This window comes from Ralstonia pickettii (genome assembly GCF_030582395.1).
Lineage (GTDB): Bacteria > Pseudomonadota > Gammaproteobacteria > Burkholderiales > Burkholderiaceae > Ralstonia > Ralstonia pickettii_D.
On sequence record NZ_CP104381.1, the window covers coordinates 2,901,710 to 2,917,601 of the forward strand.

Annotated in this window: 12 protein-coding genes; 1 reads left to right on the forward strand and 11 read right to left on the reverse strand. The window is 63.6% G+C overall.

What is annotated here, in order from left to right:
• Positions 1 to 68 precede the first annotated feature (68 nt).
• The 8 genes from N5B55_RS14020 to N5B55_RS14055 all read right to left on the reverse strand — a co-directional run bounded on the left by N5B55_RS14020 (position 69) and on the right by N5B55_RS14055 (position 11,769).
• Positions 69 to 872: an MlaA family lipoprotein gene (locus tag N5B55_RS14020; RefSeq protein WP_304538476.1), complete on the reverse strand. Its 804-nt coding sequence runs from the start codon at positions 870 to 872 to the stop codon at positions 69 to 71.
• 3 nt (positions 873 to 875) lie between these two features.
• The gene (mlaD, locus tag N5B55_RS14025; RefSeq protein WP_065856248.1) at positions 876 to 1,397 is read right to left on the reverse strand and encodes an outer membrane lipid asymmetry maintenance protein MlaD; all 522 of its coding nucleotides are present in this window, start codon (positions 1,395 to 1,397) and stop codon (positions 876 to 878) included.
• Positions 1,398 to 1,434: 37 nt separating this feature from the next.
• Complete coding sequence (mlaE, locus tag N5B55_RS14030; RefSeq protein ID WP_154208660.1) at positions 1,435 to 2,202, reverse strand: lipid asymmetry maintenance ABC transporter permease subunit MlaE; 768 nt, start codon at positions 2,200 to 2,202, stop codon at positions 1,435 to 1,437.
• Entirely contained in the window at positions 2,199 to 3,032 is an 834-nt protein-coding gene (locus tag N5B55_RS14035) for an ABC transporter ATP-binding protein (protein WP_304538477.1), read from the reverse strand. Before N5B55_RS14035 ends, mlaE begins: the two co-directional genes overlap by 4 nt.
• 228 nt (positions 3,033 to 3,260) lie before the next feature.
• Positions 3,261 to 4,292: a Bug family tripartite tricarboxylate transporter substrate binding protein gene (locus N5B55_RS14040; RefSeq protein ID WP_304539799.1), complete on the reverse strand. Its 1,032-nt coding sequence runs from the start codon at positions 4,290 to 4,292 to the stop codon at positions 3,261 to 3,263.
• Between the two features lie 175 nt (positions 4,293 to 4,467).
• Entirely contained in the window at positions 4,468 to 5,931 is a 1,464-nt protein-coding gene (locus N5B55_RS14045; protein ID WP_178960773.1) for a glutamate synthase subunit beta, read from the reverse strand.
• A gap of 138 nt (positions 5,932 to 6,069) precedes the next feature.
• Positions 6,070 to 10,782: a glutamate synthase-related protein gene (locus tag N5B55_RS14050; protein ID WP_304538478.1), complete on the reverse strand. Its 4,713-nt coding sequence runs from the start codon at positions 10,780 to 10,782 to the stop codon at positions 6,070 to 6,072.
• A 261-nt stretch (positions 10,783 to 11,043) separates the two neighbouring features.
• Complete coding sequence (locus tag N5B55_RS14055; RefSeq protein ID WP_304539800.1) at positions 11,044 to 11,769, reverse strand: transposase; 726 nt, start codon at positions 11,767 to 11,769, stop codon at positions 11,044 to 11,046.
• Between the two features lie 247 nt (positions 11,770 to 12,016).
• Here N5B55_RS14055 and N5B55_RS14060 point away from each other — a divergent pair, with 247 nt between their 5' ends.
• The gene (locus tag N5B55_RS14060; RefSeq protein ID WP_065856258.1) at positions 12,017 to 12,691 is read left to right on the forward strand and encodes an OmpW/AlkL family protein; all 675 of its coding nucleotides are present in this window, start codon (positions 12,017 to 12,019) and stop codon (positions 12,689 to 12,691) included.
• A gap of 206 nt (positions 12,692 to 12,897) precedes the next feature.
• Here the strand turns inward: N5B55_RS14060 and N5B55_RS14065 are convergent, their stop codons facing one another.
• From N5B55_RS14065 to N5B55_RS14075, 3 genes are read right to left on the reverse strand one after another with little or no spacing between them, the layout of a single operon-like run.
• Positions 12,898 to 14,064, reverse strand: coding sequence for a deoxyguanosinetriphosphate triphosphohydrolase (locus N5B55_RS14065; RefSeq protein WP_304538479.1), 1,167 nt, complete (start codon positions 14,062 to 14,064; stop codon positions 12,898 to 12,900).
• A gap of 19 nt (positions 14,065 to 14,083) precedes the next feature.
• Complete coding sequence (gene aroB, locus N5B55_RS14070; protein WP_304538480.1) at positions 14,084 to 15,190, reverse strand: 3-dehydroquinate synthase; 1,107 nt, start codon at positions 15,188 to 15,190, stop codon at positions 14,084 to 14,086.
• A complete protein-coding gene (locus tag N5B55_RS14075) occupies positions 15,187 to 15,759 on the reverse strand; it encodes a shikimate kinase (protein ID WP_304539801.1) in 573 nt (190 codons plus the stop codon). Before N5B55_RS14075 ends, aroB begins: the two co-directional genes overlap by 4 nt.
• Positions 15,760 to 15,892 lie beyond the last annotated feature (133 nt).

Sequence of the window (15,892 nt, forward strand, 5' to 3'; positions counted from 1 at the left end):
CCGAGTTCGAGCGGGACGGCCAGTTTTACGCCTTGTCACCTTTGAAGCGACGGTGTTACGAGTACCAATCAGCGGCGGAACACCGGCCAGTTGGGCGTGAAGCGCTGATACGGAGACACCGTGGCGTCACCGGTATCCGGCGACTTCGGGTTGTCCTGGTCCTCCGGCAGGTTGCCGTCATAGATCAGGTAGCGGCGACGCTGCAGGTAAGCATCGCGCAGAAAGGTGTACTTATCGACTGCGGCCTGTTCGAACACATTGCTCGCGCCGAGCAGGTTGGCACGCACATCGATTACGCGCAGCGCGGCCAATGAGTAGGTGATCGTGCTGTCGTGCCAGTATGTGAGCGGATCCATCTGCCAGTCGACCAGGAAGCCCACGGTGTCACGTGCGGTGCTCGGGCCGAGCAATGGCCATACGACATACGGACCCGAGGGCACACCCCAGACACCCAGCGTCTGGCCAAAGTCTTCCTTGTGCTTGGGCAGCCCGGCGTCCGACGCAATGTCGATGAGACCACCCAGCCCCAGCACGGTATTGATCGCCACACGCATGGTGTCTTCCAGCGCGGCCGTGCCCTTCAACTGCAGCAGATTGTTGACGGCTGAATAGACGTCGCCCGCGTTCGAGAAGAAATTCGACACCGCCGTGCGCGCCGGCGACGGCACGACATCGACATACGTTTGCGCGATCGGCTTCAACACCCCTTTGTCGAGGTCTTCGTTGATGCGGAAGACCTCACGGTTGAACGGCTCGATCGGATCGGCCGGATTGGCGTTCGGCCCGGTGGCACAGCCGGTCAGCAGCGCGGCGCCAGCTGCCACGGCCAGCGCAAAGCCGCGCAGGATACGGATGGATGTTGTTGTTTTCATGGTTTATTTGCTCCCACTGCCCTCGGCCGGCTTGGCTCCGCCAGCACCGCCGTTTCCACTGCCAGCACCGGCATCTGCTGCCTTGCTGTAGAGGAACTGGCTGATCAGGTTTTCCAGCACCACTGCGGACTGCGTCATGGTGATCTTGCTGCCGCTGGCCAGCATGGCCGAGTCGCCGCCCGGCTCGATACCCACGTACTGCTCGCCAAGCAGACCCGATGTCAGGATCTTGGCCGAGCTGTCCTTCGGGAATTGATAGCGCTGATCCATCTCCAGCACTGCAATCGCCTGATAGCTCTTGTCATCGAACAGGATCTGCGACACTCGGCCGACCACCACGCCTGAACTCTTGACTGGAGCCCGCACCTTCAATCCGCCGATGTTGTCGAATGCCGCTTTCACCTGGTAAGTCTTGGCAAACGAGAACGAACTCATATTGCCCGCTTTCAGCGCAAGGAACAGGAGCGCAATGATGCCGACCAGAACGAACAGGCCGACCCAGAAATCGAGGACGCTTTTACGCATGATCTTTTCTCGTTGAACGCTAACGACAACCGGCGGCTCAGCTGAACATCAGCGCAGTGAGCACGAAATCCAGCGCCAGCACGGAGAGCGACGCGATCACCACCGTGCGGGTGGTCGCGCGCGAGACGCCTTCCGGCGTGGCCTTGGCCTCATACCCCTGATACAGGGCAATGAAGGTGACCGCCACACCAAATACGAAACTCTTGATGACGCCGTTCAGCACGTCGTCCATGACATCGACGCCGGCTTGCATCTGCGACCAGAACGCGCCCGGGTCCACGCCAATCAGCCCGACGCCGACGAAGTATCCCCCCAGAATACCCACGGCACTGAAGATCGCCGCCAGCAGCGGCATGGCAATGAAGCCCGCCCAGAAGCGCGGCGCCAGCACGCGGGCCAACGGATCGACGGCCATCATTTCCATGGCGATCAGTTGCTCGCCGGCTTTCATCAGGCCAATCTCGGCCGTGAGCGAGGTGCCGGCACGACCAGCAAACAGCAAGGCCGTCACCACCGGGCCCAGCTCGCGTACCAGCGACAGCGCCACCAGCAGACCCAAGGCTTGCTCGGACCCGTAGCGGTTGAGCGTGTTGTACCCCTGCAGGCCAAGCACGAAGCCAACGAACAGACCCGACACGGCGATGATGATGAACGAATCATTGCCGACGACGCGCAGTTGCTCAATGACGAGACGCGGGCGGCGCAGCACATCGCCGGAAGCACCGATCAGTGCAATCAACGTGCGCGCGGCATAACCGAAGCGGCTGATCAGCACCAGAACAAAGCGGCCGATGGTGGAAATCATCGTGCGCCTCCGTTCTTGCCCAGACCGAAATCATCCGCCAGCGGCGTCCCGGGGTAGTGGAACGGCACGGGGCCGTCCGCCTCGCCATGCACGAACTGGCGCACGAACGGGTCGGTCGACGCGGTCAGTTCGGCCGGCGTGCCCTCGGCGGCTATGCCACCGTTGGCAATGAAGTAGACGTAATCCGCAATGTGGAACGTCTCCTGCACGTCGTGCGAGACGATGATGCTCGTCGCGCCCAGCGCGTCATTCAGCTTGCGGATGAGCGAAGCGGTCAGCCCCAGCGAGATCGGGTCCAGCCCGGCGAACGGCTCGTCGTAGAGGATGAGGGACGGGTCCAGCGCAATCGCCCGGGCCAATGCCACACGCCGCGCCATGCCACCGGAAATCTGCGAGGGCATGAGATCGCGAGCTCCGCGCAGGCCGACGGCGTTCAGCTTCATCAGCACCAGATCGCGAATCAGCGGCTCGGGCAACTCGGTGTGTTCGCGCAACGGAAATGCCACGTTGTCGAACACGGACAGATCCGTAAACAGTGCCCCAAACTGGAACAGCATGCCCATCTGGCGGCGCGCGTCGTAAAGGGCGCGCTTGTCCATGGCGCCGATGTCCCGGCCTTGCACGCGGACGGTGCCCGCGGCGGCGCTCACCTGGCCGCCAATCAGCCGGAGAATCGTCGTCTTGCCGCAGCCGGAGCCGCCCATGACGGCCACCACGCTACCCTTTGGCACGCGCATGCACAGGCCGGACAGGATGCGCCGCGCACCTGGCTGGTAGGCGAAATCGACCTGATCGAGTTCGACAACGGCGTTGGAGGGCTGGGTGGACACGGTGGAGTTCGGTGCAGAAGGCTCGACGGGTTGGCGGCTAAGGGAGGCCACATCTTGTTGTCTTGGCTGCCGCACCAGCTTGGAGCGGCCCGCCATTATAGGGGGAAACCCGCGTGCCTCGCCGGTCACGCTGCGCTTACCGACACGGTGTGTGGCTTGGGCGCCGCGCTGGTCCCTCGTGGCCCTTGTCGGCGGCGACAGACAGTGAGCACGCCGCAGGGAAGCGGCTTATTCGCCACTATCCAATCGTAGATCAGCTTGACGAATCACGCCTTGCCAATGCGTGGCGTCGCGGCGTACGGCCTGCGCGAAGGCGTCGGGCGCATCCCATTCCGGTTCAAAGCCCCCGGCCTGCAATGTGGCCCGTACATCGCCTGCAGAGATGGCGCGGCGCAGCTCGGCGGCAGCGCGCACCGACAGCAGACGCGGGGTGCGGGCCGGCATGAAGGCACCGATCCAGGCGCTCCGGTCGAACCCCGCGACGCCGCTTTCGCGTAACGTGGGCACCGTGGGTGCAAGGCGCGAGCGCGCATCGCCCGTGACCCCAAGCAACCGCAGCTGACCGTTGGCCGTCGCAGCCGCCACGCTCGGATAACACGCGAAGCACGCGGCCATGCGGCCCGCCAGGACCTGCTGCACAAGCCCGGCTTCTCCGCGGACGGCCACATGTGGCGCGTGGAAAGCGTAGTCGCGGACAAACTGCTCGGCGACGAGGTGCGACCAGGTACCGGCGATATCCGACCCGCAATTGACGGTGACTGTGTCAGCGCGGGCCTGGGCGAGCAGGTCCGTCACGGAAAAGAGCGGCAGCCGCGCATCGACCGCAAGAAACAGCGGCAGCGTCGCGACCATGGCCACTGGCTGGAAGTCGCGTAGCGGATCGTACGTCGCCGGCTCCAACGCTGGCTGGGCAACAAACGTGGTCTGGTGGAGCAGCAAGGTGTGTCCGTCGGACGGGGCGCGGGCGACGGTCTCTCCAGCGGCCATGCCGTTGCCTGCGGGGCGGTCCTCCACATCGACCGGCCGGCCCACCTGCGCCTGGAGTTGCGCCGCCAGGGCCCGGGCGAGCGCATCGAAAGCGCTGCCCTCGGCCGCCGGCACCACAAGACGCATGGGCTGCGACGGGTATCCGCGCAACAGCGCATGCGCGGGAGACGCAAGCACCGCCGGCAGCACACCGAGCCAGGCCAAGACACGCCGCCGCTCCCAATTGGGCGCGGCGGTCACTTCTGCGGGCTTGTCGCTGGCGCAGTTGCGCATGAACAGGACGGGGATCACGGGGAGGGTTTCATTCTAGAAACCGGCCCGCCCGCCCTGCACCCATGTAAACCATGTCGATGTAAACCATGAAGGCGCGCCCGCCCGCGCCATGATCGACACACCAAACAAAAAGGCCCGCCGAGGCGGGCCTGGGTCAATCGACTCCACCACGTGGTCAGCGCGGCAGCTCCGAATGGCCCATGAGAAACGCGTCGACCGCGCGGGCAGCCTGGCGGCCTTCGCGGATCGCCCACACGACGAGCGACTGGCCGCGGCGCACGTCACCGGCGGCAAACACCTTCGGCACGTTGGTGGCATAAGCGTTGTCGCCTTCGGTGGAGGCCCGCGCATTGTTGCGCGCATCCTTCGTCACGCCAAAGGCATCCAGCACGCCGCCGACCGGGTTGGTAAAGCCCATCGCCAGCAGTACCAGATCGGCCTTGAGCGTGAATTCGCTGCCTGCGACCTCGGCCATCTTGCCGTCCTTCCACTCCAAGCGCACGGCGGTGAGCCCCGTCACGCGGCCGTTCTCGCCGATCAGCGCCTTGGTGGCGACCGACCAGTCGCGCTGGCAACCTTCGTCATGCGACGACGACGTGCGCAGCTTGATCGGCCAGTACGGCCACACCAGCGGCTTGTTCTCTTCTTCGGGCGGACGCGGCAGCAGTTCGAACTGCGTGACCGATGCGGCGCCATGGCGGTTGGACGTGCCCACGCAGTCCGAGCCCGTGTCGCCGCCGCCGATCACGATAACGTGCTTGCCATCGGCCCGGATCGGGTTCGGCGCATCGCCGGCCACTTCCTTGTTCTGCGGGATCAGGAATTCGAGCGCGTAATGCACGCCATCCAGATCACGGCCGGGCACCGGCAGATCGCGCGGCACTTCCGAACCGCCCGTCAGCACCACGGCGTCGAATTGCTTGAGGATGTCTTCCGCGGCGATGGTCTCGCGGGCATCGTTGGTGATGCCGGCCGGAACCGTCTTGTCGCCCACCATCACACCGGTGCGGAACGTCACGCCCTCGGCTTCCATCTGCTGCATGCGGCGGTCGATCTGCGCCTTCTCTAGCTTGAAGTCGGGGATGCCGTAGCGCAGCAGGCCGCCAATGCGGTCATTCTTTTCGAACAGCGTCACGTCGTGCCCTGCGCGTGCCAGTTGCTGCGCCGCGGCCATGCCAGCGGGGCCGGAGCCCACCACGGCCACGGTCTTGCCGGTCTTGTGCTTCGGCACTTGCGGCGTCACCCAGCCTTCTTCCCAGGCCTTGTCGATGATGGCGTGCTCGATCGACTTGATGCCGACCGGCAGCTCGTTGATACCCAGCGTGCAAGCCGCTTCGCACGGTGCGGGACAGATGCGGCCCGTGAACTCGGGGAAATTGTTGGTCGAGTGCAGCACTTCAATCGCGGTCTTCCAGTCCTGGCGATATACCAGGTCGTTGAAGTCCGGGATGATGTTGTTGACCGGGCAGCCGTTGTTGCAGAACGGAATGCCGCAGTCCATGCAGCGTGCGCCCTGGATCTTGGCTTCGTTGTCCGCCAGCGCGAACACGAATTCCTTGTAATGCTTCACGCGCGCTTCGGGCGCTTCGTATGCCTCGTTCTGGCGGGGAAATTCGAGAAAACCAGTCGCCTTGCCCATGGTGTCCTTCCTGTCTCGACCTTGCCGGCACAGCGGTGCTGGCGAGGCGTCGAGCCTGTCTTGTGAGGTTGCGTTGTATTCAGTGGCGGCGGGCGCCGATCATCGATCGACCACCCGCCAAGTCGCTTGGAGTCAGGTTCAGGCGGCGATCTGTTCGCGGCCCGCTTCCAGTTCCCGCTCGTACATCTCGGTCAGTGCGCGCTTGTACTCGGTCGGGAAGACCTTGACGAAACGACGGCGCGCATTGTTCCAGTCGGCCAGCAGTTCCTTGGCACGCTCAGAGCCGGTGTAGCGGAAGTGCTTTTCCACCAGCGCCTTGAGCAGTTGCTCGTCGAGCACGCGCTCGCCGTTCACCTTGTGCCAGGTCGACGGCGTGTGGGCCTTCTCCTGGTCGGCCGCCGAAAGCACGGATTCCAGCGCCACCATTGCCGTGTTGCAGCGCTTGTCGAACAGGCCGTCTTCGTCATAGACGTAGGCCACGCCGCCCGACATGCCTGCCGCGAAGTTGCGGCCGGTGGTGCCGAGCACGACGACGGTGCCGCCGGTCATGTATTCGCAGCCGTGGTCGCCCGTGCCTTCCACCACCGTGGTGGCGCCGGAATTGCGCACCGCAAAGCGCTCGCCGGCCACGCCGTTGAAGAACGCCTCACCGGCCAGCGCGCCGTACAGTACGGTGTTGCCGACGATGATGTTGGACGTCGGGTCACCACGGAACTCGTGCGGCGGGCGCACGATCACGCGGCCGCCCGACAGGCCCTTGCCCACGTAGTCGTTGCCGTCGCCCACCAGGTCCAGCGTCACGCCGTGCGCCAGGAACGCACCGAACGACTGGCCGGCCGTGCCCTGCATCTGCACGTGGATCGAGTCATCGGGCAAACCCTCGTGGCCGTAGCGCTTGGCCACCTCGCCCGAGAGCATCGCACCCACGGTGCGGTTGACGTTGCGCACCGGCTGGATGAACGAAACGCGCTCGCCCTTCTCCAGCGCAGCCTTGGCCTTCTCGATGAGCTGGTGATCCAACGCACGATCCAGACCGTGGTCTTGCACGTCGACCTGGTAGCACGGCTCGCCTTCCTTCTTGGCCGGCTGGTAGAAGATGCGCGCGAAGTCCAGACCGCGAGCCTTCCAGTGTTCGATACCGGCCTTCGTGTCCAGCAGGTCGGCGCGGCCGATCAGTTCGTTGAACGAGCGGATGCCCAGTTGCGCCATGATTTCGCGCACTTCCTCGGCCACGAAGAAGAAGTAGTTCACCACGTGCTCGGGCTTGCCCGAGAACTTCTTGCGCAGCACCGGATCCTGCGTCGCCACGCCCACCGGGCAGGTGTTCAGGTGGCACTTGCGCATCATGATGCAGCCTTCGACGACCAGCGGGGCGGTCGCAAAGCCGAATTCGTCAGCGCCCAGCAGCGCGCTGATCACGACGTCGCGGCCGGTCTTCATCTGGCCGTCAGCCTGCACGCGGATGCGGTTGCGCAGGCCGTTGAGCATCAGCGTCTGCTGCGTCTCGGCCAGGCCCAGTTCCCAGGGCGTACCGGCGTGTTTGATCGACGACCACGGCGAGGCGCCCGTGCCACCGTCATGACCGGCGATCACCACGTGGTCTGCCTTGGCCTTGGCGACACCTGCGGCCACCGTGCCCACGCCCACTTCGGACACCAGCTTGACCGACACGTCCGAACGCGGGTTCACGTTCTTCAGGTCGTGGATGAGCTGTGCCAGATCCTCGATCGAGTAAATGTCGTGGTGCGGCGGCGGCGAGATCAGGCCCACGCCCGGCACCGCATAACGCAGCTTGCCGATGTAATCCGTCACCTTGTGCCCGGGCAGCTGGCCGCCTTCGCCAGGCTTGGCGCCCTGCGCCATCTTGATCTGAATCTGGTCAGCGGAAGCCAGGTACTCGGCCGTCACGCCAAAACGGCCCGACGCCACCTGCTTGATCTTCGAGCGCAGCGAATCGCCTTCCTGCAGTTCCAGATCGCGCTCGACCACTTCGCGGCCGATCACGTCGGACAGCTTCGTGCCCTGCTTGATGGGAATGCCGCGCAGTTCGTTGCGGTAGCGGCGCTCGTCTTCACCGCCTTCGCCCGTGTTCGACTTGCCGCCGATACGGTTCATCGCCACGGCCAGCGTGGTGTGCGCCTCGGTCGAAATTGAACCGAGCGACATGGCGCCCGTCGCAAAGCGCTTGACGATCTCCTTGGCCGGTTCGACCTCTTCCAGCGGAATCGCGCGCGCCGGGTCCACCTTGAACTCGAACAGGCCGCGCAACGTCATGTGGCGCTTGCTCTGATCGTTGATCAGGTTCGCGTATTCCTTGTACGTCTGGTACGAATTCGCGCGCGTCGCGTGCTGCAGCTTGGCGATCGAATCCGGCGTCCACATGTGCTCTTCGCCGCGGACGCGGTAGGCGTATTCGCCGCCGGCGTCCAGCATGTTTGCCAGCACCGGTGCATCGCCAAAGGCGTCGCGGTGCAGGCGCAGCGCCTCTTCAGCCACCTCGAAGATGCCGATGCCCCCCACGTTGGATGCCGTGCCCTGGAAGTACTTGTCGACCAGTTCGCGCGACAGGCCGATCGCTTCGAAGATCTGCGCGCCGGTGTACGACATGTACGTCGAGATGCCCATCTTGGACATCACCTTGTGCAGGCCCTTGCCGATCGCCTTGGTGAAGTTGTAGATGGCCTTCTCGGCCGTCAGACCCAGACTTGGCGCGAGTTCGGCCAGCGTTTCCATTGCCAGGTAGGGGTGCACCGCTTCAGCACCGTAGCCGGCCAGCAGTGCGAAGTGGTGCACTTCACGGGCCGAACCTGTTTCAACGACCAGACCCGTGCTCGTGCGCAGGCCCTTCTCCACCAGGTGATGGTGGATGGCAGACGTGGCCAGCAGCGCCGGAATGGCAGCCTGCTTCTCGTCGACCGCGCGGTCCGACACGATGAGGATGTTGTAGCCCGACTTGACCGCATCGACAGCCTCGGCGCACAGCGAAGCGAGACGCGCTTCGATGCCTTCCTTGCCCCAGGCCACCGGGTAGCAGATGTTCAGCTCGTAAGCCATGAACTTGCCGCCGGTGTAGTGCTCGATGTTGCGGATCTTCGCCATGTCCTTGAAGTCCAGCACGGGCTGGCTCACTTCAAGACGCATCGGCGGATTGATGTTGTTCAGTTCAAGCAGGTTCGGCTTCGGCCCGATGAACGAGACGAGCGACATCACCACGTTTTCGCGGATCGGGTCGATCGGCGGGTTCGTGACCTGTGCGAACAGTTGCTTGAAGTAGTTGTAAAGCGTCTTGTTCTTGGACGACAGCACGGCCAGCGGGCTGTCGTTACCCATGGAGCCGGCGGCTTCTTCACCGTTGGCGGCCATCGGGGCCATCAGGAACTTGACGTCTTCCTGCGTGTAGGCGAAGGCCTGCTGGCGGTCCAGCAGCTTGGCGGCCGGCTTGGTTTCGGCGGCCACGTCTTCAGGCTTGGCTTCCAGCTCGTCGAGCTTGATGCGCACGGCATCGATCCAGCTCTTGTACGGCTTGGCATTGGCCAGGTTGTCCTTGAGTTCCTTGTCGTCGATGATGCGGCCCTGCTCCATGTCGATCAGGAACATCTTGCCCGGCTGCAGGCGCCACTTCTTGACGATGCGGGACTCGGGAATCGGCAGCACGCCGGCTTCCGAAGCCATCACGACCATGTCGTCATCGGTCACGTAATAACGCGCCGGACGCAGACCGTTGCGGTCAAGCGTTGCGCCGATCTGGCGGCCGTCGGTAAAGCAGATGGCGGCGGGGCCGTCCCACGGCTCCATCATCGCGGCATGGTATTCGTAGAAGGCGCGACGATTGTCGTCCATCAGCGTGTGCTGTTCCCACGCTTCCGGAATCATCATCATCATCGCCTGGGCCAGCGGGTAACCGGCCATCGTCAGCAGTTCGAGGCAGTTGTCGAACGAAGCCGTATCGGATTGGCCCGGATAGATCAGCGGCCACAGCTTGGGCAGGTCATCGCCCAGCACCGGCGACGAGATGCCGCCCGTACGAGCATTGATCCAGTTGACGTTGCCCTTGACGGTGTTGATTTCGCCGTTGTGCGCGACCATGCGGTACGGGTGCGCCAGTTCCCATGCAGGGAACGTGTTGGTCGAAAAACGCTGGTGCACCAGCGCAAGCGCGGACACCGTGCGCGGATCGGCCAGATCCTGGTAGTACCGGCCGACTTGTTCGCACAGCAGCAGGCCCTTGTAGACGATCGTGCGCGCCGACATCGAGGGCACGAAGTATTCCTTGCCGTGCTTGAGCTTGAGCGCCTGGATGGCGTGGCTGGCGGTCTTGCGGATCACGTACAGCTTTCGCTCCAGCGCGTCGGTGGTCATGATGTCGCGGCCGCGCCCGATGAAGATCTGGCGGATCACCGGCTCGGTCTTCTGCACCGTCGGCGACATCGGCATGGTCTTGTCGACCGGAACATCGCGCCAGCCCAGCACAACTTGGCCTTCCAGACGCACGGTGCGCTCAAGTTCCTGCTCACAGGCCAGGCGCGAAGCGTGTTCCTTCGGCAGGAAGATCATGCCGACGCCGTATTCGCCGGCCGGCGGCAGGTTGATACCCTGCTTGGCCATTTCTTCACGGAAGAACTGGTCGGGAATCTGCAGCAGGATGCCTGCGCCGTCGCCCATCAGCGGGTCAGCGCCCACGGCGCCCCGGTGGTCGAGGTTGTGCAGGATGCGCAAGCCCTGCTGGACGATCTCGTGGCTCTTCTTGCCCTTGATGTGGGCGACGAAGCCGACGCCGCAAGCGTCGTGTTCATTGGTCGGGTCGTACAGACCCTGGGCCGACGGTGCGGCGGGGAAGGAGTGTTGTTCCACGGCGATCTTCCGATGTTATCGGTACGACGCACCGTAGAAGCCCCTCGCGCTAGCGCGGATGCGGGCAGAACAACCAATGGCGCGCCGCACCATGAATGCGGGGTGAAACGAATATAAAAGAGCGTTCCATAACACGCAAAAGGTTTTAAATGGGGTCGGATTAAATTAAGAAATGCACGTTGACGGTGCGGGTTTATAAATGGGGACAGGTTACTTGGCGCCAGCCTGATGTGCGTTGCACGCGATTCCCTCTCCGGCCGGTCATTCGGGACGCGCGCTGTCCTCCATGCCCGCTTCAACGAGGCGCCGGGGCGGCCGCCCCTTGGGCAAAGGCGCAACGCGACGGCCACCGGTGCGTGCGAGCGTCGCCAGAAACGCCTCGTTTCCCAGCGGCCAACCGCTGTGCACATGCTGGCGAATCTCAGTGAGCTGGTCTGAACCCAAACCTTCATGCCACAAGGTCCGGTATCGTGATTGACGCTCAAAGGGCGTATTGCCAAGGCGCCAATAGCAATAGTGATCACTCACCCACGGGATGGACTGGATACCGACGTGATGCCGATACGTACTCCATCGGTCGTCCTCCGGCGTGCTGGCAATGCCCGCCCGCACGGCGTTGGATTCCACATACAACAGGATCGGCAACACCCATTCGGCCGGGTCCAGCACCGTCGATCGGAATCGTCCCTCCCATAGCGTGCCGCTACGATCCGCAGCCGCGTTGAAATAGCGCGTATAGCGCCGCCCCACGGCCTGCAGCGTGCGAGAAAGGCTCTCCGCTACCTTGGGCGTTCCCACCAGATGGACGTGATTCGGCATCAACGAGAAACCGTGGATGGCGAAGTCATGCTCGCGCGCAGCCATGCGCAGGGTGTCGAGATAGAACGCGTAGTCGTCGTCGCCGCGGAAGACTTGCTGGCGGTTGTTGCCACGCTGCAACACGTGTACAGGGACATCAATGGGACTAAGGCGAGGCAGACGAGCCATGGGGAAAGCAAGCGACAAAAAACGCCATCGTATCGCCACCCGATGAATCTGTCCCCAATTTTCGCGCCGCAAACGCTTGCATGCGTCTGTCGCTGCGGTGCAACGGCCGAGTTTGCGTGCCGTCAAATCCGCAGCCGTATTGGCCATCGACGACTGGCCCAACTTGATCCCAAGCAAATCGGCTGGGCAACTTCCCCGCGAGACTGGCTCCCATCACATCACGAGACAACACGAGAGGGAGCGTTTCATGGCTTTTCACCGCCTAGCCGTTGTTGCTGCAGCCGCCGGCATGTTTGCCGCCGGATTCAGCCAGACCGCCTTTGCGCAGAGCACTGACTTGGCGCCAGCCACCGGCAATTGGATGGTGCGCTTGCGCGCCGTCAACCTGACAGCCGCCAACAAGTCGGACCCCGTGCCTGCGCTTGCCATTCCGGCTGACGCGATCCAGATCAACAACAAGGTTCTGCCCGAACTGGATATCTCGTACTTCTTTACACCGCACCTGGCAGCCGAGCTGATCCTGACGTACCCGCAGCAGCAGGACGTGACCGTCATGCAAAGTGCGCTGGGCGGCCCGACAAAAATCGGCAGTTTCCGCCATCTGCCGCCGATTCTGACGATGCAGTATCACTTCACGCCAGAGTCGCGCTTCAAGCCGTACGTGGGTGCGGGCATCAACTACACGCGCATCTCCAATGTGAATCTGCAGGTACCCGGCGTGGGTCCGTTAGACCTCAGCAAGAACAGCTTTGGCCCGGCGCTGCAGGTCGGTTTCGACTACCGCCTGACCGAACGCCTCTACTTCAACGTCGACTTGAAGAAGACCTGGATCAGCGCCGACGTGAAGATGGCTGGCCAGACCATCAGCAAGGTGAAGGTTGACCCGTGGCTGCTGGGCGTCGGCCTGGGCTATCGCTTTTAAGGGAGGAAGATCAGCGAACCGACACTGTCCTGATCGACTTTTACCGACGTGCCGCAGGGGCCGTCGACGGCGGGGGCGCTCGTCGGCGGTGGTTGGCGCGTTCGGCCCGGCATGCGTTGGGGCGGCCGGGCATTTTTTTTGGGCGCTCGGTTAAGACCCGCTGCCAAACGTTGGGGAGCTGGTCGCACGACCGGCGCATCCGCCGCTCAAACCGCGTCCACGGCAAAGATGCGGCGATGCTCCTTGATGGCGTAACGGTCCGTCATGCCGGCGATGTAATGCGCAATCCAGCGCGGCTGCTCTTCGGGGTGAGTTTTCGCCTGGTATTGCGGCGGCAGCAGGCGTGGGTCGTCCATGAACGCGCCAAACAGGTCGTCGATGATGCGGCGTGCCTTCGCGGCCATGCGCATCACAAGGTAATGCCGGTACAGGTTGTCAAACAGGAAGCGTTTGAGCACGCGCGCCTCTTCACGCATCGGCTCGGAAAACGCGACGAGCGCCGGCGCGGCACGCACATCTTCGATACTCTGCGGCGCAGCTTCAGCAATACTGGCACGCGTGGTGCCGATCAGATCAACGATCAGCGCGTTGATGATGCGACGAATGGTTTCGTTGATCAGGCGGCGGCCACTGACGTCCGGAAAGGCGGCCTCGGCTTCGCGCCGATGGACGACCCACAACGGCACGTCTTCAAGTTGCTCCAGCGTGATCAGGCCGGAACGCAAGCCGTCGTCGATGTCGTGATTGTTGTATGCAACCTCATCGGCGAGGTTGGCGAGCTGCGCTTCCAGCGAAGGCTGTTGCCCATCGAGAAAACGCCGCCCCAGGTCGCCCAGCGTGGCGGCGTTGTTGCGCGAGCAATGTTTGAGGATGCCCTCGCGCGTTTCGAAGGTCAGGTTCAAACCATCGAAACCGCCGTAGCGCTCCTCCAGCCGATCGACAACCAGCAGGCTCTGCAGATTGTGCTCAAAGCCGCCGTACGGCTTCATGCAATCGTTGAGCGCGTCCTGCCCCGCATGGCCGAACGGCGTGTGGCCGAGATCGTGTGCCAGCGAAATCGCTTCCACCAGGTCTTCGTTCAGGCGCAGGCTGCGCGCAATCGAACGGGCAATCTGCGCGACCTCCAGGCTGTGCGTGAGCCGCGTCCGGAACAGGTCGCCCTCGTGATTCACGAAGACCTGCGTCTTGTATTCGAGCCGGCGGAAAGCGGTGCTGTGGATGATGCGATCGCGGTCACGCTGGAACTCCGTGCGCGATGTGGATGGCGGCTCGACGTGTACGCGGCCGCGCGTCTGCGCCGAATGCGCGGCATAAGGAGCGAGAGGGCCTTCGAGATCGAACGGCGCGGACGGCACATCAAATCGGTCGTTCATCGGGCCATCTCGTCTTGTCTCAGGCGACGGGCGCCTCTGTCGGTGGTCGCAGCACGGCGTGCTGCAAGGTAGCGCGCAAGTCCGCATCGGGCACCGTGGTCACGAAAGCCTGGCCCAGCTTGCGTAGCAGCACGAACTTGATCTCACCGGCTTCGGCCTTCTTGTCGACGCGCATCAGGTCGATGAAGCGATCAACGCCGAGGTCCGGCGCCACCGTCGGCAGGTTCGCCGCACGCGTGAGCGCGGTGATGCGGTTGCGCGTGTCGATGTCGATAAAGCCCAGTCGATGCGACAGATCCGCCGCCATCACCATGCCACAGCCGACGGCTTCGCCGTGCAGCCATTCACCGTAGCCCAGGCCGGCCTCGATGGCGTGGCCAAAGGTGTGGCCGAAATTGAGGGTGGCACGCAGACCGGTCTCGCGCTCATCCTGTGCCACGACTGCGGCCTTGATGCGCACCGAGCCACGCACGGCTTCGGCCATCAGGCCGGTATCGCAATCGTTGAGACCCTTGATGTTTTGCTCGATCCAGGCGAAGTAATCCGCATCGGCGATTGCGCCATGCTTGATGACCTCGGCCATGCCGGCCGCCAGCTCTCGGGCAGGCAACGTGCGCAGCGTATCGATATCGGCCAGCACCGCCTGCGGCTGGTGGAACGCGCCGATCATGTTTTTGCCCAGCGGGTGGTTGATGCCCGTCTTGCCGCCCACCGAAGAGTCGACTTGTGAGAGCAGCGTCGTCGGCACCTGGATGAACGGCACACCGCGCATGTAGCAGGCGGCGGCAAAGCCGGTCATGTCGCCGACAACGCCGCCGCCCAGCGCGATCAGCGTGGTCTTGCGATCCGCACCCGCCGTCAACAGCGCATCAAAGATGCGGTTGAGGGTGTCCCACTTCTTGAACGATTCCCCATCAGGCAATACAACCGTGTCGACCGCCTTGCCGAGCGAGCGAATGGCGTCTTCGACCTTGGTCGCATACAACGGCGCGACCGTCTCGTTGGTGACGATCACGGCACGCGCGCCGCGAATATGGGGGGCGAACAGCTCAGCCCTGGACAGCAGCCCCGAGCCGATATGGATCGGATAGGCGCGATCGCCAAGGTCAACATCAACGGTAATCATGACTGGGGGGAGACTTGCGAGGAGGTGGAGACGCCTGCGGGCGGCGCCACAATGCCGGCCACCTCGAGTTGCATCAGCACCATATTAACAAGCTGCGCGACGGTGGGCTTGCCCGTTTCGATGATGAAGTGGGCCACATCGCGGTACAAGGGATCCCGGATGGCATGCAGCTCCTCGAGCTTCGCACGCGGGTTTTCCGTCTGCAGCAGCGGCCGGTTCTTGTCGTGGCGGGTGCGCAGATACAGGTCATGCGGATTGGCGCGCAGGTAGATCACCGTGCCGCGTTCGCGCAGGAACGCCCGGTTTTCGGCCCGCAACACGGCGCCCCCGCCCGTGGCGATGACCACGCCATCGCGCGCGGTCAGCTCGTCAATCATGTGGGTTTCCCGATCGCGAAAGCCCACCTCACCTTCGTGCTCGAAAATAACCGGCACGCGCACGCCGCACCGCGCTTCGATCTCATGGTCGGAGTCGAAGAACGGCAGATCGAGCCGGCGCGCCACCGCCCGGCCGACCGTGGTCTTGCCCGCGCCCATCAAGCCGACGAAAAATACGTTCGAAACAGACAAAATCACATGAAATCAGGAATTTGAGCCTGATTGTAGTGGCATTTGGACACCATCCCGCACAAACCCCGCCGCAGGACACAAAAAAGCCCGGCGCTCCATTCAGGAGGCCGGGCTTTTTGATCGAAACGCCGCC

Coding starts and splice junctions, on each gene's coding strand:
- N5B55_RS14020 (WP_304538476.1), bottom strand. CDS start 872: ATGAAAACAACAACATCCATCCGTATCCTGCGCGGCTTTGCGCTGGCC.
- mlaD (WP_065856248.1), bottom strand. CDS start 1,397: ATGCGTAAAAGCGTCCTCGATTTCTGGGTCGGCCTGTTCGTTCTGGTC.
- mlaE (WP_154208660.1), bottom strand. CDS start 2,202: ATGATTTCCACCATCGGCCGCTTTGTTCTGGTGCTGATCAGCCGCTTC.
- N5B55_RS14040 (WP_304539799.1), bottom strand. CDS start 4,292: ATGCGCAACTGCGCCAGCGACAAGCCCGCAGAAGTGACCGCCGCGCCC.
- N5B55_RS14045 (WP_178960773.1), bottom strand. CDS start 5,931: ATGGGCAAGGCGACTGGTTTTCTCGAATTTCCCCGCCAGAACGAGGCA.
- N5B55_RS14055 (WP_304539800.1), bottom strand. CDS start 11,769: ATGGCTCGTCTGCCTCGCCTTAGTCCCATTGATGTCCCTGTACACGTG.
- N5B55_RS14060 (WP_065856258.1), top strand. CDS start 12,017: ATGGCTTTTCACCGCCTAGCCGTTGTTGCTGCAGCCGCCGGCATGTTT.
- N5B55_RS14065 (WP_304538479.1), bottom strand. CDS start 14,064: ATGAACGACCGATTTGATGTGCCGTCCGCGCCGTTCGATCTCGAAGGC.
- aroB (WP_304538480.1), bottom strand. CDS start 15,190: ATGATTACCGTTGATGTTGACCTTGGCGATCGCGCCTATCCGATCCAT.